This is a genomic window from Kitasatospora sp. NPDC001225 (assembly GCF_053597855.1).
In genome coordinates, this window is sequence record NZ_JBSFJC010000020.1 from 29806 (window position 1) to 49650 (window position 19845).

The window sequence follows — 19845 nt, forward strand, 5'->3', positions numbered from 1 at the left end:
TTCTCGGTGCCGGCTCTTCGGTGCCGGAAGGAGACCGGGGCCGCCGGATCGTCCGGGGCGGACGGCCTCCGTGCGTCCGGAGCGAGTTGACGGCGAAGCAGCGGGATTCGTACAGGCGCTCGGCACAGGCGAACAGCTGTGTTAGGTTAGGCTTGCCTAATCTTGCTGGTCGGAGGGGATGTCCTGTGCAGCAACAGTCCGAATTCGCCGGTGTCGTCGCGATGGTCACCGGGGCCGGGCAGGGCATCGGCGCGGCCGTGGTGCGGGCGCTGGTGGCCGAGGGAGCCGTCGTCGCGGCGGTGGACCGCGATCCGGGCGGGATCGACGCGCTGGCGGCCGAACTGCCGTCCGTGCGTCCCTACGCGCTGGACGTCTCGGACGCCCGGGCGGTCGACAGCACCGTGGAGTCGATCGAGAGCCGGCTCGGACCGATCGGCGTGCTGGTCAACGTCGCGGGAGTCCTGCGCACCGCCCCGGTCGTCGAACTCACCGACGGGGACTGGGCGGACACCTTCGCCGTCAACGCCACCGGCGTCTTCCACACCAGCCGCGCCGTCGGCCGCCGGATGGCGGACCGCGGGCGCGGGGCGGTCGTGACCGTCGGGTCCAACGCCGCCGGGGTGCCGCGCGCCGGGATGGCCGCCTACGCGGCGTCCAAGGCGGCGGCCACCATGTTCACCCGCTGCCTGGGGCTGGAACTCGCCCGGTCCGGGGTGCGGTGCAACGTGGTGTCGCCCGGCTCGACCGACACCGCGATGCAGCGCGCGCTGTGGGGCGAGGACGCCGAGGCGGCCGAACGCCGGGTGATCGAGGGCGACCTGGGCGCCTGGCGGGTCGGCATCCCGCTCGGGCGGATCGCCGCGCCCGCCGACATCGCGGAGGCCGTGGTGTTCCTGGCCTCCGACCGGGCGCGGCACATCACCATGCACGACCTGTACGTCGACGGCGGCGCGACCCTGCGCGCCTGAGCGGAACGCCGCCGGTCCTCCTCCCACCCCCCGAAGTACCGTCCCAGACTGGAGAAACCGCCGTGACCACGGTGCACCACGCCCCCGCCGGGCCGATACCCGCCGGGCCCGACGCCCCGGCGACCGCCCTCGCCGAGGGCCAGGACCACGCCGTCATCGGCGCGGCCAGCGGACTGCTCGGCCAGTACCGGGCCGGCTCCGACGAGGCGTTCTTCGCCTCGCCGACCCGCACCCTGCTCGGCTCCGGGGTGCACGCCCGGGTGCCGCAGGACGGGCGGCCGCTGCCGGTGCGGGTCACCGAGACGCTGGCCGAGGCGGGCCGCTCCGGCGTCGAACGGCCGCTGGTGGTCGGCGCGGTGGCGTTCGACCGGGACAGCCGGGTCGAACTCGCCGTCCCCGCCCGGGTCCGCACCGCCGGGGCGCTGCGCGACGACCCGCTGATCGCCCTGCCCGCGCCGCCGGCCGAGCAGGCCGACTGGCGGATCGACCCGGTGCCCGCGCCCGAGGCGTACGGCGCGGGCGTCGCGGCGGCCGTCGAGCGGCTGCGTGGCGGGGAGTTGAGCAAGGTGGTGCTGGCCAGGACGCTGGAGCTGAGCGCCGAACAGCCGCTCGACCTGCCCGCCATCCTGCAGCGGCTGGCCCGCCGCGACCCGGGCGGCTACACCTTCGCCGTCCCGTCCGGCGGCGGCCGCACCCTGGTCGGCGCCAGCCCCGAACTCCTGCTCTCCCGGCGGGGAACGGCCGTGCTGGCCAACCCGCTGGCCGGCTCCGTGCCGCGCAGCGAGGACCTCGGCGAGGACGTCCGGCGCGCCGCCGCGCTGCTGGAGTCGCCCAAGGACCTGCACGAGCACGCCGTCGTGGTGGACGCCATCCGCGAGGCGCTGGCGCCGTACTGCCGCACCCTGGAGGTGCCCGAACGGCCCACCCTGGTACGGACGGCCGCGATGTGGCACCTGGCCACCACGATCCGCGGCGAGCTGGCCGACCCGACGGTCTCCGCCCTCGAACTGGCCTGCGCGCTGCACCCCACCCCGGCGGTCTGCGGCACGCCGACGGACGTCGCCCGCCGGGTGATCGGCGAGGTCGAGCCCTTCGACCGCGGCCTCTACACCGGCATGGTCGGCTGGGAGGACGCGACCGGCGACGGCGAGTGGGTGGTCACCATCCGCTGCGCCGAGGCGGAGGGGCGGACGCTGCGGGTGTACGCCGGCGCCGGCGTGGTCGAGCAGTCCCGGCCGGAGGCCGAACTCGCCGAGACCAGCGCCAAGTTCCGCACCTTCCTGGACGCCGCGGGGGTGGCCCGGTGACGCCGCTGGAGACCGCCCGGGCGGGCTTCACCCCGTACCCCGCCGAGTTCGCCGAGCGCTACCGGGCCGCCGGGTACTGGCGCGGCGAGACCTTCGGGCGGATGCTGCGCGAGCGCGCCGCCGCGCACGGCGGGCGCACCGCCGTCGTCGACCCGGGTGGCCACGGCGTGGCGGCGACCGAGCGGCGCTGGACGTACGCCGAACTCGACCGCCGGGCCGACCGGATGGCCGCCGGACTGCTCGCCCGGGGCATCCGGGCCGGGGACCGGGTGGTGGTCCAACTGCCCAACGCCGCCGAGTTCTTCGAGGTCGTGTTCGCGCTGTTCCGGATCGGCGCGCTGCCGGTCTTCGCGCTGCCCGCCCACCGGTACGCCGAGATCGGGTACTTCTGCTCCTTCACCGGGGCGGCGGCGTACGTGGTGCCCGCCGTCGAGGGCGGCTTCGACTACCGCGAACTCGCCAGCCGGGTGCGGGCGGAGAACCCCGCGCTGCGGCTGGTGCTGGTGGCCGGCGAGGACCCGGGGGAGCACGTCCGGCTCGCGGACGTGCCCTGCGACGGGCCCGGCCCGGAGGCCTTCGGCGGGGAGCCCGGCCCCGAGGACGTCGCCTTCCTCCAGCTCTCCGGCGGCAGCACCGGCGTGCCGAAGCTGATCCCGCGCACCCACGACGACTACATCTACTCGCTGCGCGGCTCGGTCGAGCTGTGCGGCCAGGACCCGGACAGCGTGTACCTGTGCGTGCTGCCCGCCGCCCACAACTTCCCGCTCAGCTCGCCTGGTTCGCTCGGCACGCTGTACGCCGGCGGCCGGGTGGTGCTCTGCCCGCAGCCCGCCCCCGAGACGGCCTTCCCGCTGATCGAGCGCGAGGGCGTGACCATCACCGGGCTGGTGCCGCCGCTCGCACTGCTCTGGCTGGACGCCGCCGAGCGCGGCGCCCGCGGCTACGAGAGCCTGGAGGTGCTGCTGGTCGGCGGCGCCAAGTTCAGCGAGGAGGCGGCCCGGAGGGTGCGCCCGGTGCTGGGCTGCACGCTCCAGCAGGTGTTCGGGATGGCCGAGGGCCTGGTCAACTACACCCGGCTGGACGACCCGGAGGAGCTGGTCACCACCACCCAGGGCCGGCCGATCTCGCCCGACGACGAGGTCCGGGTCGTCGACGACCAGGACCGGGACCTGCCCGACGGCGCCACCGGACACCTGCTCACGCGCGGCCCGTACACCATCCGCGGCTACTGGAACGCGCCCGGGCACAACGCCGACTCCTTCACGGCGGACGGCTTCTACCGCACCGGGGACCTGGTCCGGCGCACCCCCACCGGCCACCTGGTGGTCGAGGGACGGGCCAAGGACCAGATCAACCGGGGCGGGGAGAAGGTCGCCGCCGAGGAGATCGAGAACCACCTGCTCGCGCACCCCGCGGTGCACGACGCGGCGGTGGTGTCGATGCCCGACCCGTACCTGGGCGAGCGCACCTGCGCGTACGTGGTGCTGCGCGCCGAGAGTCGTGAACAGCCCCCGAAGAGCGTCGAGTTGAAGCGGTTCGTGCGACAGCGCGGGCTCGCCGAGTACAAGGTGCCGGACCGGGTCGAGTTCGTCGCCGCCTTCCCGGCCACCGGGATCGGGAAGGTCAGCAAGAAGGAGCTGCGGGCCGCGATCGCGGCCTCGCTGACCACCGGCTGACGCCTCCGTCCTTCGTCGCCACCTCGCCACATCTAGCTAAGGAACACCACCGTGGGCCTGCCCCGCATTCCCCGCTATCCCATGCCCGCCGCCGAGGAACTGCCCGCCAACCGGGTCTCCTGGACGGTCGACCCGGCGCGCGCCGTCCTGCTGGTGCACGACCTGCAGAACCACTTCCTGGACGCCTTCGACGCCGAGGCCGCGCCGGTGCCCGAACTCCTCGGCAACGTCCAGGCGTTGGCGGAGGCCGCGCGTGCCGCCGGCGTTCCCGTCGTGTACTCGGCGCAGCTCGGCGGGCAGAGCCCGGCCGAGCGCGGGCTGCAGCAGGACTTCTGGGGCCCGGGCATCCCGGCCGACCCGCGGGCCACCGCGATCGCCGACGCCGTCGCCCCGGCGCCGGGCGACACCGTGCTGACCAAGTGGAAGTACAGCGCCTTCGTGCGCACCGAGTTGGAGCAGCTGCTGCGCGAGCAGGGGCGGGACCAGCTGGTGATCACCGGCGTGTACGCGCACATCGGGGTACAGGCGACCGCCTGCGACGCCTGGATGCGGGACGTGCAGGCCTTCGTGGTGGCCGACGCGGTCGCCGACTTCGGCCCGGCGGAGCACCGCGGTGCGCTGGCCTGGGTGGCCGGGCGCTGCGGGATGGTCGCCACGGCGGAGACCGTGCTCGGGGCGATGGCTCCGGCCGCAGCGGCGGCCGGCCTGGATGCCGTGGCCGGCCTGGACGCCACGGCCGGCTTGGACGCCGCAGAGATCGACGTGCTCGAAGGGGTGGGCGGCAAGTGACGGGTACGGGCTTCACGGTGGAGCGGATCCGGGCCGAGGTCGCCGACCTGCTCGGCGAGGACCCGGCGGAGATCCCGCTGGACGAGAACCTGGTCGACTGGGGGCTGGACTCCATCCGGCTGATGACCCTCGCCGGGCGCTGGCAGGAGGAAGGCGCCGAGGTGGCGTTCGTCCAGCTCGCGGAGCGCCCGGCGATCGAGGCCTGGGCCGAGCTGCTGGGCGCGGCGTGATGGCGGCGGGGGTGGGCGAGGCGCTGCGGGGCCCGGTCCGGGATCCGCTCCGGGAGCCGGTTCGGGCTGGAGCCCGGGATTCGGCCCGCGGGGCGGTGCTGCCCGAGGTGCCCGAACTGCCTCCGCTGCCGCGCCGGACGGTGCGCTACCCGGCCACCACCGCGGTGGGGCCGGTCGAGGCGCAGGCGGCGCGGACGCCGGACGCGCCGGCACTGGTGCTCGCGGGCGGGGAGACCGTCGGCTACCAGGAGTTGAACGCCTCGGCCAACCGGCTGGCGCGCGCCCTGGCCGCCCGTGGGGCCCGCCCGGGTGCGGTGGTCGGCCTGGCGGCGTTCCGCCGTCCGGCGGAGCTGGTGACGGCGCTGCTGGCGGTGGCGAAGTCGGGTGCGGCGTACCTTCCGCTGGACCCGTCGGACACGCCCGGGCGGCGCGAGCGGCTGCTCGCGGAGAACGCTCCGGTCTGCGTGCTGGGGGAGGGGGTGCCGGGGGCGCTGGCCGGGCTGGAGACGGAGGGCGAGCTGCCCACCGACCCGCCCCGGGCGCTGACCCCGCACCATCTGCTCTGCGTCGGGTACGGCCCGGGCGGGCGCCCGAGCGCCGTCCGGCTCACCCATGCCGAGGCGGATCGCCGGGTGCGCGAGCTCCAGGCGGCCCACCCGCTCGGGCCGGGCGACCGGGTGCTGCAGCTGGGCCTGCCGCTCTGGGAGTACCTGTGGCCGCTGCGGACCGGCGCCGCCGTGGTGCTCGCCGACCCGTGGCAGGAGGGCGAGGTCGGGGCGCTGGTACGGGAGTTGGGTGTGACGGCGGTGCGGGTGGCACCCGGGGTGCTGCTCGGCGGGTGAGCGGGACCCCGGGCGCCGGGGGGGGGGGGGCGACGGCCGATGGAAGACGGTCGACGGGTAACAGATAACAGATGACAACTTTCAGCGAACAGATTTCGTTATCTGTTCGCTGAAAGTTGTCGGCCGTCATTCGTTCGTCGCTGCCGCCGACTCCGCCGACTCCGCCGCCAGGTCCGCCGCCGTCCACGCCATCGCCACCGCGCCGTCCAGCACCGCCCGCTCCGCCTCCGCGCCCAGTGCCGCCTCGGCGAACGCCGCCTCGTGCGGGGCGCAGGCGCCGCCGGTGATGTCCAGCACCGGATGGATCGACGGCACCGCGTGCGACACGTTCCCCATGTCCGTACAGGCGAAGGGCCCGCTCTCGACCGGTTCCGGCCGGCCGAGCGCCGCCGCGTTGGCCCGCCACAGCGTCAGCAGCCGGGGGTCGGCGCGCATGTCCAGGTAGTCCGGTTCGGGTCGGGTCAGTTCCACCTCGCAGCCGGTGGCGAGTGCCCCGGCGCGGAAGCAGTCCTCGACCCGGGAGCGCAGTTCGGCGAGGTCCTCGGCCGCCGAGGCCCGGATCTCGTACTCGGCGCTGGCGCTGTCCGGGATCAGGTTCGGCGCCGTGCCGGCCGCCGTGGTGATGCCGTGCACCCGCCACTGCGGCGGGAGGTGCTGGCGCAGCAGCCCGATCGCGACCTGGGCGACGGTGAGCGCGTCGGCGGCGTTGCGCCCCCGGTGCGGGTCGAGGCTCGGGTGGGCGGCGCGCCCGGTGTAGCGGACGGAGAGCGTGCCGAGGGCGAAGGAGCGGAAGTCGGAGACCTCGACGGGGCAGGGGTGGACCATCATGGCCGCGTCCACCCCGTCGAACGCCCCGGCCTCCAGCAGCAGGGCCTTGCCCGCCCCGCGCTCCTCGGCCGGCGCGCCGATCACCCGTACGGTGAGCCCGAGTTCGTCCGCGTACGGGGCGAGCCCGAGCGCCGCGCCGATCCCGGCGGCGGCGATCAGGTTGTGCCCGCAGGCGTGGCCGAGTCCGGGCAGGGCGTCGTACTCGCAGACCAGCGCGACGGTGACCGGCCCGCTGCCGAGGCGTGCGTCGAAGGCGGTGGCCAGGCCGTGGGCGGGCGCGGTGACCGAGTAGCCGTGCGCGCGCAGCAGTTCGGAGCACCAGGCGGCGGCCAGGTGCTCCTCGAAGGCGGTCTCGGGGTGGGCGTGGATGCGGTGGCTGAGCGCGAGGAGTTCCGTCCGCAGGGCGAGGACGCGCTCGCGCACGGCCCGCTTGGCGGCGCTGGGTCCGGTGGGTTCGGCGGGCCCGGTTGGTTCGGTTGGTTCGGCGCTCTGCGGCAGCGGTTCGGTCTGGGGCACGGGTGGCGTCTCCGGGGTGTCAGGGGCCCGACCCTGCGGGGCCGTTGACCAGATCATATGAACTTAGATTAGGCTAACCTAAGTAAGGCGTTCCGGATCCCCCGAGGAGCTCTCCACCCCATGCCTGCCGTCGAAACCCAGATCGCCGACAGTCAGACCGTCGACAGCCAGATCGCCGACAGTCGGGCCGCCCACAGCCGGACCGTCGACGGTCAGGCCGCCGACGTCCCCCTGCTCGCCGCCCAGGCCGCCATCTGGTACGCCCAGGCCCTCGACCCCGACAGTCCGGTCTACAACACCGGCGACGCCGTCGAGATCACCGGCCCGCTCGACGACGAGCGGTTCGAACAGGCGCTGCGGCAAGCGGTGGAGGAGGCCCAGGCGCTGAGCGCCGTCGTCGTCACCGACCCGGACGGCACGCCCCGCCAGCGGCTGCGCCCCGGCCGCCACTGGCCGCTGCACCGCCTGGACCTGCGCGCCGCCGAAGACCCGGCCGCCGAGGCCGAGGCCTGGATGCGCGCCGACCTCGCCCGCCCGGCCGACCTCGCCGAGGGCCCGCTGTTCACCCACGCGCTCATCCGGCTCACCGGGGACCGCCGGCTCTGGTACCGCCGCATCCACCACCTCGCCGTCGACGCCTACGCGTTGACCCTCCTCGGTGACCGGGTCGCGGCCCTCTACACCGCCCTCGTCACCGGCACCGAACCCGCGCCGAACCCCTTCGCCGGACTCGCCGAGGCCGCCGCCGAGGAGGCCGCCTACCGCGAGAGCGCGCAGTACGGGGCCGACCGCGCCCACTGGTCGGCCCGGATGGCCGACGCCGACACCCCGGCCACCCTCCCGGGCACCCCCGAGCCCGGCGCGTCTCCCGAGCCCGGCGCGTCCCCCGAGTCCGGCGCGTCTCGCGAAGCCGGCGCGTCCGGCGCATCGATCCGCCTCACCGCCGAACTGCCCGCCGGCACCCGCGACCGCCTGGAGCGCGCCGCCGAGGCCGTCCGCGCCACCTGGGCCGAGCTGCTCCTCGCCGCCGCGGCCGGCTACCTGCACCGCCTGACCGGCACCCAGGACGTCGTCCTCGGCCTGCCGCTCGCCAACCGCCGCGGCCCGGCCGCCCTGCGCACCCCCGTCGCCGCCGCCAACGTGCTCCCGCTGCGCCTCGCCGTCCGCCCCGCCGACAGCGCCGAGGCCCTGCTGCGCGCCGTGGTCCGCGAGCTGCGCGCCGTCCGCCGCCACCAGCGCTACCCGCTGGAGGACCTGCGCCGCGACCTCGGCCGCACCGGCGACCGCCGCGCCCTGTTCGGCCCGATGGTCAACATCAAGGCCTTCGAGAGCGACCTCGACCTGGCCGGCCTGCCCGGCACCGTCCGCAACCTCGCCGCCGGCCCGGTCGACGACCTCGCCCTGAACGTCTCGCCCGGCCCGGACGGCGCGCTGCGCCTGGTCATCGACGCCGACCCGGCCCGCTACGGGGCCGCCTCCCTCGCCGCCCACCGCGACGGCCTGCTGCGCTACCTCGACGCCCTCGCCGACCTGCTGCTCACCGACCCCCGGACGCCCGTCGCCCGGATCGACCTGCTCGACCCGGACGGCCTGCGCCGCGCCACCGAAGGCCGTACCGAGCCGCCGGTCGAGCGGACCGTGCCCGAGCTGTTCGCCGCCCAGGCCGCCCGCACCCCGGAGGCCGTCGCCGTCCGCTCCGGCGCGGCCGCGCTGACCTACCGGCAGCTCGACGCCGCCGCCAACCGGCTCGCCCACCGGCTGACCGCCCTCGGCGTCAAGGACGGCGCACCGGTCGCGATCGCCCTGCCGCGCGGCACCGACACCCTGGTGGCGATGCTCGCCGTCCTCAAGGCGGGCGGCGCCTGCGTCTCCCTCGACCTCGCCCACCCCGAGCGGCGCCTCGCCGCCGTGCTGGCCGACGCCCGCCCGGTCTGCGCGATCGGCACCGCCGACGCCCTCGCCGGGCTCGGCCTGCCCGCCGGCCTGCCCGTCGTCCGCCCGCAGGACGCGGCCGGCGAGCCCGACACCGCCCCGCCCGCGCCCCGACTCGGCCAGCCCGCCTACGTGTTGCACACCTCGGGCTCCACCGGCCGCCCCAAGGGGGTGGTGGTCACCCACGCCTCGCTGGCCAACCTGCACGCCGGCCTCGGCGAGGACCACGTCGCCCCCGCCCTGCGCCGCGCCGGCCGGGACCGGCTGCGCGTCGCCCACAGCGCCTCGTTCGCCTTCGACGCCTCCTGGGACCCGGTGCTCTGGATGGTCCACGGCCACGAGCTCCACCTGCTGGACGACGCCACCTACCGCGACCCGGCCGCGCTCGCCGCCCACCTCGACCGCGAGCGCGTCGACTACCTCGACCTCACCCCCTCCTACCTCGAAGTCCTGATCGCCGAAGGCATCCTGGACGAGGGCCGGCACCGCCCGTCCGTCCTCGTGGTCGGCGGCGAGGCCACCCCGCCCGCCCTCTGGCAGCGCCTGGCCGCCGTCCCCGGCCTGCACCCGGTCGACCTCTACGGCCCGACCGAGACCACCGTCGACGCCTACGCCTGGACCCCGGGCCCGGACGGCGCCCCGCGCGGCCGGGTGGTGCGCGGCTCCCGTGCCTACGTCCTGGACGGCTCGCTGCGCCCCGCGCCCGACGGCGTCACCGGCGAGCTGTACGTGGCCGGCGCCTGCCTGGCCCGCGGCTACCTCGGCCGCCCCGACCTCACCGCCGAACGCTTCCTCGCCGACCCCTTCGGCCCGCCCGGCAGCCGGATGTACCGCACCGGCGACCTCGCCCGGCGCCGCCCCGACAACACCCTCGAGTTCCTCGGCCGGGCCGACGACCAGGTGAAGATCCGCGGTTTCCGGATCGAGCCCGGCGAGATCGCCGCCGTCCTCGCCGAACTCCCGGGCGTCGCCCAGGCCGTGGTGATCGCCCGCCCCGGCCCGCAGGGCAAGCGCCTGCTCGGCTACGCCGTCCCGGAGAGCGGCAGCGCGCCCGATCCGGACGGGCTGCGCGCCGCGCTCGCCGCCCGGCTGCCCGCGCACATGGTCCCGGCGGCCGTCCTGCTGCTGGACGAACTGCCGCGCACCGCCCACGACAAGCTCGACCACCGGGCCCTGCCCGAGCCCGCCGCGGCCACCGAGGGCACCGCGGCGGCCACGCCCCGGGAGGAGCTGGTCTGCGGCCTGTTCGCCGAGGTCCTCGGCCTGCCGCAGGCACCCGGCCGGGAGGCCTCCTTCTTCGACCTCGGCGGCCACTCGCTGCTCGCCGGCCGCCTCGCCGCCCGGCTGCGCGAGACCTTCGCCGCCCCGGTCGGCTTCGCCGACGTGTTCCGGCAGCCGACCCCGGCCGGCCTCGCCGTACTGATCGACCAGGCCGCCCTGTTCGACCCGGCGGAGCCCGAGCACCGCCCCGCCCTGGTGCCCGTGCCGCGCACCGGGCGGATGCCGCTCTCGCCCGCCCAGCGCGGGCTCTGGTTCCTGCACCGCCTCGAAGGCCCCAGCCCCACCTACAACATCCCGCTGGCGCTCACCCTCACCGGCCCGCTCGACCGGCACGCCCTCGGCCTCGCGCTCGGCGACCTCGTCGCCCGGCACGAAGTCCTGCGCACCGTCTACGGGGAGGAGCCGGACGGCACGCCGTACCAGCGCATCCTCTCCGAGTTCCGGCCCGAACTCCACGGGAGCACCGGAGAGCTGGGCGATGAAGTCCGGTACGCCTTCGACCTGACCGCCGAACCGCCGCTGCGCGCGAGCCTGTTCACCGACGGTCCCGAGCGGCACACCCTGCTCCTGCTGCTCCACCACATCGCGGGCGACGGCGCCTCCACCACCCCGCTGCTGCGCGACCTGGCCGTCGCCTACGGCGCCCGGAGTGCCGGCCGGGAACCGGAACTGCCGGAACTCGCCGTCCAGTTCGCCGACCACGCGGCCTGGCAGCGGGAGCGGCTCGGCGCCGCCGACGCGCCCAGCCCGCTCGCCGTCCGGCAGGTGGAGCACTGGCGCGCCGCGCTCGCCGGACTGCCCGACCAGCTGGAGCTCCCGCTCGACCGCCCCCGTCCGGCCGTCGCCGGCCACCAGGGGGCCACCGTGCCCTTCGCGCTCGGCGCCGAGGCGCACACCGCCCTGGCCGGGCTCGCCCGGGCCGCCGACAGCACCGTCTTCATGGCCGTCCAGGCCGGGCTCGCCGCCCTGCTCACCCGGCACGGCGCCGGCACCGACATCCCGGTCGGCACCCCGGTGGCCGGCCGGGAGGACGAGGAGACCGCCGCACTGGTCGGCTACTTCGTCAACTCGGTGGTGCTGCGCACCGACACGTCCGGCGACCCGACCTTCCGCGAGCTGCTGGCCCGGGTCCGCGGCACCGTGCTCGCCGCGCACGAGCACGCCGAACTGCCCTTCGACCGCCTGGTCGAGGAGCTCAACCCGGCCCGCTCGCTCGCCCGCCACCCGCTGTTCCAGGTGATGCTGGCCTGGCAGAGCCGCCCGGACGAGCGGACCGCCCTGGGCGGCGGCCTCACCGCCGACATCGCCGCGATCCCCAGCGGCACCGCCAAGTTCGACCTCACCCTGAACGCCGGGGAACTGCCCGGCGGCGGCATCGGCGGCTTCCTGGAGTACCGCACCGACCTCTTCGACGGCTCCACCGTGGCCGCCCTCGGGGAGCGCCTGACCCGGCTGCTCACCGCCGCCGCGAGCGCCCCCGACACCCCGATCGGCCTGCTGCCGCTGATCAGCGAGGAGGAGCGGCGGCGCGCCCTGGTCGAGTGGAACGGCCCGTCGGTGGACACGTCTTCGGACGCCATCCTGCCCGAGCTGTTCGAGGCGGCCGCCGCCGCCCATCCGCACGCCGTGGCGGTGGGCCACCGGGACGAGCAGCTCGACTACACCGAACTCGCCGCCCGTGCGGACCGGTTGGCCCGGCTGCTGGCCGCCGAGGGCATCGGTCCCGGCACCATCGTCGCGCTCGCCCTGCCGCGCTCGCTCGAACTCGTCGTCGCCCTGCTGGCGGTGGCCAAGTCCGGCGCCGCCTACCTGCCGCTCGACCCCGACTACCCGGCCGACCGGCTCGCCTACATGCTGGCCGACGCCACCCCGGCCGCCCTGCTCACCGACCGCGCCACCGCGCCCCGGCTGCCCGCCCACGAGGTGCGGCAACTCCTGGTCGACGGGCCGGAGTCCGCCGCCTTCCCGGCCGTCCCGCTGGAGCAGCACGAGCGCACCCGCCCGCTGCGCGCCGAGGACACCGCGTACGTCATCTACACCTCCGGCTCCACCGGCCGGCCCAAGGGCGTGCCGGTCACCCACCGCAACGTGGTCCGGCTGTTCGGCGCCACCGACCACTGGTTCGGCTTCGGTGCCGAGGACGTGTGGACGCTGTTCCACTCCTACGCCTTCGACTTCTCGGTCTGGGAGCTGTGGGGCGCCCTGCTGCACGGCGGCCGACTGGTCGTCGTCCCGCACCTGGTCAGCCGCGACCCGGCGGCCTTCCTGGACCTGCTCGCCCGCGAGCGGGTCACCGTGCTCAACCAGACGCCGTCCGCCTTCTACCAGCTCAGCGCCGCCGACCGGGACCGCCCCGGCAGCGAACTCGCCCTGCGCTACGTGGTGTTCGGCGGCGAGGCGCTCGAACTCGCCCGGCTGGACGACTGGTACGACCGGCACGCCGAGGACGCGCCCACGCTGGTCAACATGTACGGCATCACCGAGACCACCGTGCACGTCTCGTACATCGCCCTGGACCGGGCGAGCGCCGCCGCCGGGAGCAGCAGCACCATCGGCGTCAACATCCCCGACCTGCGGGTCTACGTCCTCGACCAGCACCTCCAGCCCGTCCCGCCCGGTGTCACCGGCGAGATGTACGTGGCCGGGGCGGGCCTGGCCCGCGGCTACCTCGGCCGCCCCGAGCTGTCCGCCACCCGCTTCGTCGCCGACCCGTACGCCGCGCTGTTCGGCGAGCGCGGCACCCGGATGTACCGCTCCGGGGACCTCGCCCGGCGCCGCGCCGACGGCGTCCTGGAGTACTTCGGCCGCGCCGACCAGCAGGTCAAGCTGCGCGGCTTCCGGATCGAACTCGGCGAGATCGAGGCCGTGCTGGCCGCCCACCCGGCCGTCGCCGACGCCGCCGTGGTGGTGCGGGAGGACGTGCCGGGGGACAAGCGGCTGGTCGGCTACGCGGTCTCCCCGGTCGGCGCCGTGGGACCGGTCGGCACCGCCACCCCGGACGAGCTGCGCGCCCACGCCGCCGCCGAACTGCCCGCCCACATGGTGCCCTCCGCCGTCGTCCTGCTCGACCGCCTCCCGCTGACCGCCAACGGCAAGCTCGACCGCCGCGCCCTGCCCGCCCCCGAGGCCCCCGCCGCAGGGGCCGGCCGCCCGCCGCGCACCCCGCGCGAGCAGCAGCTGTGCGAACTGTTCGCCGAGGTGCTGGGCGTGGCCTCGGTCGGCGTCGAGGACGACTTCTTCGCACTCGGCGGGCACTCGCTGCTGGTCGTGCGGCTCGCCGGGCGGATCCGCGAGGTGCTCGGACTGGAGGTCGGCATCGGCGCGCTGTTCCAGGCGTCCACCGTGGCCGCCCTGGACGCCGCCCTCGCGGCGGGCGCGCCCGGCGCCGACGCCCTGGACGTGCTGCTGCCGCTGCGGCCCGTCGCCCCCGGCCGGCAGCGCCCGCTGTTCGCCGTCCACCCGGCCGGCGGCCTCAGCTGGTGCTACACCGGCCTGATCCGCAACCTGCCCGGCGAGGTGCCGATCTACGGCCTCCAGGCCCAGGGCGTCGGTGCCGCCACCGCCGAACTCCCGCTGCCGGAAACGCTGGAGGAGCTGGCCGCGCACTACGCCGGCCGGCTGCGCGAGGTCCAGCCGGAGGGCCCGTACCGGCTGCTCGGCTGGTCCACCGGCGGGATCATCGCGCACGCGGTGGCCGTCCGGCTCCAGGAGCTGGGCCAGGAGGTCGAGTTGCTCGCCATCCTGGACGCCTACCCGGCCGAGGGCTTCCGCGAGCTGCCCGTCCCCGACCAGGCCGAGGCGCTGGAGGCGCTGCTCACCATGGGCGGCTTCGGACCGGAGGGCCTCGACGGCCTGCCGCTCGAACTCGGCGCCGTCACCGCGCTGTTGCGCCGCGAGGGCAGCCCGCTCGCCGGGCTGGACGAGAGCACCGTGGCCGCGCTGAACCGGATCTACCTCAACACCAACCACCTGGTGCGCGGCTACGACCACCGCCGCTTCGACGGCGACGTGCTGTTCTTCCGCGCCACCGTCGACACCATCGACGACACCCTGGTGCCCGAGCTGTGGACGCCGTACGTGTCCGGCCGGATCGCCAACACCGACGTGGCCTGTTCCCACAAGGACATGACCCTGCCCGAGCCGATCGCACACATCGCGAGCGTGATCGCCGACCACCTCAAGCAGTCCGACAAGAAGACCGATGATGGAGAAGACCACCGATGAGTGACGCCCCCGCCAACCCCTTCGACGCCGACGGGGAGTTCCTCGCGCTCGTCAACGCCGAGGGACAGCACTCCCTGTGGCCCGCCTTCGCCGCCGTCCCGGCCGGTTGGACCGTCGCCCACGGCCCCTGCGAGCGGCCGGCCGCCCTGGAGTGGATCACCGCGCACTGGACCACGCTGTGACCCCTCCGGCAACCCCTCCGGCGGTCCAGGCCCCGGCGCGCCCCCTGCTCGCGGGGCGCGCCGCGGTGGTGGTCGTCTACACGGCCGCGATGTGCATGAACGGCCTGGACTCGACCATCGTCAACCCGGCGCTGTTCAGCATCGCCGAGGACTTCGGCCGCCCGGTCTCGGCGGCGAACGCCGTGGAGACCGCCTTCCTGGTCGGCCTCGCCCTCGGACTGCCGGTGGCCGGCTGGCTCGGCGACCGGTACGGCGTCAAGCGGGTCTTCCTCGGCTCGCTCGCCGCCTTCACCCTCGCCTCCGCGCTCTGCGCGGCGGCGCCCGGCCTGGGCACGCTGTCCGCCGCCCGGGCCGTCCAGGGCGTGGCCGGCGGGCTGCTCACACCGGTCGGGATGACCCTGCTGTTCCGGGCCTTCGCCCCGCACGAGCGGGCCGGCCTGGGCCGCATCCTGATCGTCCCGACCGCGCTGATGCCCGCCCTCGGGCCGCCGCTCGGCGGCTTCCTCACCGAACACCTCTCCTGGCACTGGCTGTTCCTGGTCAACGTGCCGATCGGCGCGGCCGCCGTGCTGATCGGGCTGATCGGCCTGCGCGGCGAGCAGGAGCCTCCGGCCGGCCGCTTCGACACCACCGGGTTCCTGCTCGCCACCCCCGGCCTCGGCCTGCTCACCTACGCCCTCGGCTTCGGTCCGGCGCACGGCTGGACCTCCCCGGGCGTGGCCCTCGGCGGACTGCTCGGCCTGGTCCTGCTGGGCGCCGCCGTACGGCACCAACTGCGCACCGCCGAACCCCTGGTGGACCTGCGGCTGCTCGCCGACCGCACCTTCGGCACGGCGAGCTGGCTGGCCCTGCTGACCTCGGCCGGGCTGATGGGCGCCCTGTTCGTGCTGCCGCTGCTCTACCAGGCGGCGCGCGGCGCCACCGCCCTGGACGCCGGGCTGAGCGTCTTCCCGGAGGCCATCGGCCTGATGGCCGCCTCGCAGGTGGTGGACCGCCTGCTGCCCCGCCTCGGCCCGCGCCGGCTGGCCCTGCCCGGGCTGCTGCTGGCGGCGGCCGTGCTGGCCGCGCTCGGCTTCGCGGAGAACCCGTGGGCCGTACGGGCGTTGATGTTCGCCGTCGGACTGGTGCTGGGCACCGCCGTGCTCACCGTCCAGATCGCCGGCTTCGCCGACGTCCCGCCGCCCGCGATGGGCCGCGCGATGGGCCTGTTCACCATCCTGCGCACCCTCGGCGGCGCCCTCGGCATCGCCGCCACCGCGGCCCTCATCGGCGCGTTCGGCGACGGCGCGGGCGCCGGACCGTACCGGCTCGCCCTCGGGCTCACGGCGGCCCTGGTCGCCGCCGGCGCCCTCCTGGCCGTCCGCCTCCCGGTCGACGCCCCGGGCCCGCCGCCGGAGGACTGAGCCCTCAGGAGGTGGTCGTCCGCCCGGCCGCGTCGTGCGGCCCGGCGGACGACCACCGCACCGGGCACGGGAGCAACGCCACCGTGCCGGATCGACCCGCCGACCGACCCCGACAACGACTCGAGCGGGAAGCCCATCCGCGACTACCCGCGGATGGGCTTCCCGCTCTACCCGATCGTGGACCCCGGAAGAAGACGGTGACGCCGTTCCCGGATCCCGACCGCGACCGCCGGCGGCGATCAGGGGTGAGGTCCCGGACCGCCGCCGACCGCCCGCGGACCGGCTGGTCCGCAGGTCACCGGCCGCCCAGCAGGTGGGCGAGCCCGTCGGCCAGGCCGCCGCGCCAACAGGCGTAGTCGTGGCCGCCGTTGAACTCGCGATAGGCGAGGTCGTAGCCGCGGGCGGTGAGGACGTCGCGCAGGTGGCGGTTCTGGGCGAGCAGCATCCATTCCTGGAGCCCGACCTCGATCCAGAAGCGGGCCGGGCGCCGCTGTTCGGCGGCGAGGCGGCGGGTCAGCCACTCGCTGCCGACGTCGAACTCCGTCTCGTCGGGCCACCAGAAGGAGCCGGACTGGGAGAGCGCGTTGCCGAAGCGCTCCGGGCGGCGGTAGGCCGCGTAGGCGGCGGTGAGGCCGCCCGCGCTCTGGCCCGCGACCACGGTGTCGGCGGGGTCGGTGCTCGCGCCGAACTCCGTTGCGGCCCAGGGGAGGAGGCGGTCGGCGAGGAGGTCGACGAAGGCCGGGTTGCAGCTCAGGTCGTCCGGCCGCTGCGGGCCCATGGTGTGCACGAGCAGGGCGACGGTCGGCGGGATCGCACCGTCCGCCGCCAGGTTGTCGAGGGTGTCGCCGACGGACAGCACCCCACCCCACATCTCGCCGTCCAGCAGCACCGCGACCGGGTACGGTCCGCCGTCCGCGCGGTGCCCGGCCGGGAGGTGGACGTCCACCCGCCGGCCGGCCGCCGTGTGCGCGACCGTCCGCCCGCGCGGCACGCCCTCGCGCCGCACCACGTACGGCTGCGCGGGCGCGGCGGGCAGGCTGAGCACGGAGGAGGGGTGCCGGCCGTCGCGGGCGGGCAGCCGGGGTTCGGTGTCGTACGGGTCGGGGCGGGCCCGGTCCAGGACGCGCAGCCAGTCGGCGCGGGTGGTGCCGGGGGCCTCGCCCCGGAAGGGGTACAGCTGGTAGGAGGCGCGGTGGTCCTCGCGCAGCCGGTAGGTGATCGACCAGCTTCCGTCGGCCTGACGTTCCATCAGGTGCGGTGTCAGGTCACCGGCGTGGCGGTCCTTGTCGGTGACGGTGTGCAGCAGGGCGAGCACGCCGTCGCAGTCGGCCTCCCGGTGGGTGAAGGTGACCAGGCGGTAGGCGGGGTCGTCGGGGTCGAGGGCGACGACGGGCGGGGCTTCCACGGTGGGTTCTCCAGGGGTGGTCACGCGGGGCTGCCCTTGCGGCTGAGCAGCACCCAGAGCAGGAACGGGCCGCCGAGGACGGTGGTGACGATGCCGACGGGGATCTCCACCCCGCCGAGCAGCACCCGTCCCAGGGTGTCCGCGAGGACGACGAGCAGGGCGCCGGTGAGGGCCGAGCCGAGCACCGGCACCCGTGCGGGTCCGGCCAGCCGCCCGGCGACCACCGGCGCGGCCAGTGCCACGAAGCCGACCGGCCCGCAGACGCCGACCGCCAGCCCGGCCAGGGCGACGGCCAGCAGCAGGCAGGCGAGCCGCACCCGGCCCGGGTCGACGCCGAGCGCCGAGGCGACGCTGTCGTCGAAGCGCAGCACCGCCAGGCGCCGGGCCGCCACCAGGGCGAGCGGCACCAGTACGGCCAGCCCGACCAGGACGGGCGTGGCGATCGCGAGGTCCCGGCCGTTGAGGCTGCCGGAGGTCCAAACGTACAGCGATCCGGCCGAGTTGAGCGAGCGGCGGGCCAGCGCGACCTGGATCACCGCCGAGGCCAGCGCGGACATCGCGAGGCCGACGACCAGCACCCGATAGCCGCGCGCGCCGAGCCCGCCGGAGACCAGGGTGACCACCAGGACGGCGGCCAGCGCGCCGAGCGGTCCGGCCCACCAGGCGCCGAAGGTGCCGGAGGCGGTGGCCGAGATCAGCACGGCCGCGGTCGCGCCGTCGTTGACGCCGAGGAGTTCGGGGGTGGCCAGGCGGTTGCGGGCGAGGGTCTGGGTCAGGCAGCCGGCCAGGCCGAGCGCGGCCCCGGCGGCGAGGGCGGCGACGATCCGGCCGAGCCGGAACTTCTGCACCAGCAGCACGTCGAGGCGGTCGCCGTAGCCGAACACGGCCTGGAAGGTGCGGCCGAGGTCGAGTTCGCTCTGCCCGGCGTGGGCGGCGACCACCACGGCGGCGAGCAGGGCGGCGGCCAGGCCGAACGAGGCGGCCAGCGCCCGGCGGGGGAGCAGCAGCGACCAGGCGCCGTACCGCAGTGCCAGGTCAGGCTTCGGGGCGGGTGGTTCGGCCCGCCGTCCGGCCGGCGGGGTGGCCTCGGCCGGGTCGCTGAGGGCGAGCGCGGCGGAGCGCCGGGAGCGGACGATGGCGATCAGGGCCGGGGCGCCGACGAGGGCGACGATCACCGACACCGGTGCCTCGTACGGCCTGGCCACCACCCGGGCCAGCACGTCGGCGCCGGTCAGCACGGCCGCGCCGAACAGTCCGGCGAGCAGGGTCAGTCGGCCGATCCGCGGACCGGCGAGGGACCGGGCGAGGAAGCCGGCCAGCAGGCCGAGGAAGGACACCGGCCCGGCCATGGCGACCGCGGAGGCGGTCAGCAGGGTGACCGCGACGGCGACCGCGGCCCGGGTGGCGCCGGGGCGGTGGCCGAGGCCGCGGGCCAGGTCGTCGCCGAGCGCCAGGGCGGTGAGCGGCCGGGTGGTGAGCGCGGCGAGCAGGAAGCCGGCGCCGAGGACGGGGGTGAGCCGGGCGAGTGTGCTCCAGCCCTCCACCCCGGCCAGTGAGCCGAGCACCCAGACCCGGTAACGGTCGTAGGCCTCGGGCGAGTTGACGATCAGCACGCCGGTGAGCCCGCCGAAGGTGGCGCCGACCGCGGAGCCGCCCAGCACCAGCCGCATCGGCGAGCCGCCGCCCCGGCTGCCCGCGATCAGCAGCACCAGCGCGCTGGCGAGCACGGCGCCGCCGAAGGCGAAGGCGAGGTAGCCGTAGGAGCTCTGGACGCCGAGTACGGCGATGCCGAGCACCACGCCCAGCGAGGCGCCGGCGTTGACGCCGAGCAGGCCGGTCTCGGCCAGCGGGTTGCGGGTGACGGACTGCAGCTGCGCCCCGGCGACGCCGAGCGCCGCGCCGACCAGCAGCGCGGTGAGGGTGCGCGGCAGTCGCAGGTCGCCGACGACCAGGGCCAGTCGGCCGTCGGCGCGGGCGCCGTCGTGGTTCAGCAGGTAGTCCAGCACCCGGCCGGGGCCGACCTCGCCGGCGCCGACCGACAGCGAGAGCGCGGCCAGGGCGAGCAGGAGCACCGCCGCCGCCGTGACGGCCGGCCAGGTGGGGCGGGTGCCCTCCGGGCGGCCCCCGGGCCCCTCCGGGCGGCCCCCGGGCCCCTCCGGGCGGCCCCCGGGCCGTCGGGGCTCCGGCGCGGTGGCGGGGGGCGCCTTGGTGACGCCGGCTTGCGACAATGTCATAAGGTAAGGCTAACCTAATGGTCGAGTC

Annotated in this window: 11 protein-coding genes and 1 pseudogene; 9 read left to right on the forward strand and 3 right to left on the reverse strand. The window is 76.1% G+C overall.

Going from position 1 to position 19845, the window contains the following annotated elements; all coding sequences use genetic code 11:
* Nucleotides 1-152 precede the first annotated feature (152 nt).
* From ACWDCZ_RS09610 to ACWDCZ_RS09635, 6 genes and pseudogenes are all read left to right on the forward strand, one after another.
* The gene (locus tag ACWDCZ_RS09610) at nucleotides 153-968 is read left to right on the forward strand and encodes a 2,3-dihydro-2,3-dihydroxybenzoate dehydrogenase (protein ID WP_449815638.1); all 816 of its coding nucleotides are present in this window, start codon (nucleotides 153-155) and stop codon (nucleotides 966-968) included.
* A 95-nt stretch (nucleotides 969-1063) separates the two neighbouring features.
* Nucleotides 1064-2275, forward strand: a complete 1212-nt coding sequence (gene dhbC, locus ACWDCZ_RS09615) for an isochorismate synthase DhbC (RefSeq protein WP_449815659.1) — start codon at nucleotides 1064-1066, stop codon at nucleotides 2273-2275.
* Nucleotides 2272-3951 (forward strand): (2,3-dihydroxybenzoyl)adenylate synthase, encoded by a 1680-nt coding sequence (locus tag ACWDCZ_RS09620; protein WP_449815639.1) that lies wholly within the window; start codon nucleotides 2272-2274, stop codon nucleotides 3949-3951. The genes dhbC and ACWDCZ_RS09620 overlap by 4 nt, the downstream gene beginning before the upstream one ends.
* Before the next feature lie 51 nt (nucleotides 3952-4002).
* Nucleotides 4003-4620 (forward strand): annotated as a pseudogene (locus ACWDCZ_RS09625) (isochorismatase family protein); the annotation flags it as partial.
* Nucleotides 4621-4736: 116 nt separating this feature from the next.
* On the forward strand, nucleotides 4737-4970 hold the full coding sequence (locus tag ACWDCZ_RS09630) for a phosphopantetheine-binding protein (RefSeq protein WP_049657883.1): 234 nt from the start codon (nucleotides 4737-4739) through the stop codon (nucleotides 4968-4970).
* A gap of 107 nt (nucleotides 4971-5077) precedes the next feature.
* Nucleotides 5078-5812 carry an AMP-binding protein gene (locus tag ACWDCZ_RS09635; RefSeq protein ID WP_449815640.1) on the forward strand — a complete coding sequence of 245 codons (735 nt, stop codon included), beginning with the start codon at nucleotides 5078-5080 and terminating at the stop codon, nucleotides 5810-5812.
* A 126-nt stretch (nucleotides 5813-5938) separates the two neighbouring features.
* Here ACWDCZ_RS09635 and ACWDCZ_RS09640 read toward each other — a convergent pair whose 3' ends face one another.
* A complete protein-coding gene (locus ACWDCZ_RS09640; protein WP_449815660.1) occupies nucleotides 5939-7138 on the reverse strand; it encodes an amidohydrolase in 1200 nt (399 codons plus the stop codon).
* Nucleotides 7139-7276: 138 nt separating this feature from the next.
* Between ACWDCZ_RS09640 and ACWDCZ_RS09645 the strand changes: the two genes are divergently transcribed.
* Genes ACWDCZ_RS09645 through ACWDCZ_RS09655 form a run of 3 tightly spaced genes read left to right on the forward strand, consistent with a single transcriptional unit; the run spans nucleotide 7277 to nucleotide 16178 of the window.
* A complete protein-coding gene (locus ACWDCZ_RS09645) occupies nucleotides 7277-14593 on the forward strand; it encodes an amino acid adenylation domain-containing protein (RefSeq protein ID WP_449815641.1) in 7317 nt (2438 codons plus the stop codon).
* On the forward strand, nucleotides 14590-14775 hold the full coding sequence (locus ACWDCZ_RS09650) for an MbtH family protein (protein WP_049656914.1): 186 nt from the start codon (nucleotides 14590-14592) through the stop codon (nucleotides 14773-14775). Before ACWDCZ_RS09645 ends, ACWDCZ_RS09650 begins: the two co-directional genes overlap by 4 nt.
* Nucleotides 14772-16178, forward strand: a complete 1407-nt coding sequence (locus ACWDCZ_RS09655) for a DHA2 family efflux MFS transporter permease subunit (protein WP_375874448.1) — start codon at nucleotides 14772-14774, stop codon at nucleotides 16176-16178. The genes ACWDCZ_RS09650 and ACWDCZ_RS09655 overlap by 4 nt, the downstream gene beginning before the upstream one ends.
* Before the next feature lie 295 nt (nucleotides 16179-16473).
* On the opposite strand, the gene fes is transcribed toward ACWDCZ_RS09655, so the two are convergent.
* Complete coding sequence (gene fes, locus ACWDCZ_RS09660; protein ID WP_449815642.1) at nucleotides 16474-17607, reverse strand: enterochelin esterase; 1134 nt, start codon at nucleotides 17605-17607, stop codon at nucleotides 16474-16476.
* The gene (gene fhuB, locus ACWDCZ_RS09665) at nucleotides 17604-19817 is read right to left on the reverse strand and encodes a Fe(3+)-hydroxamate ABC transporter permease FhuB (protein WP_449815643.1); all 2214 of its coding nucleotides are present in this window, start codon (nucleotides 19815-19817) and stop codon (nucleotides 17604-17606) included. Before fhuB ends, fes begins: the two co-directional genes overlap by 4 nt.
* Between the last annotated feature and the right edge of the window lie 28 nt (nucleotides 19818-19845).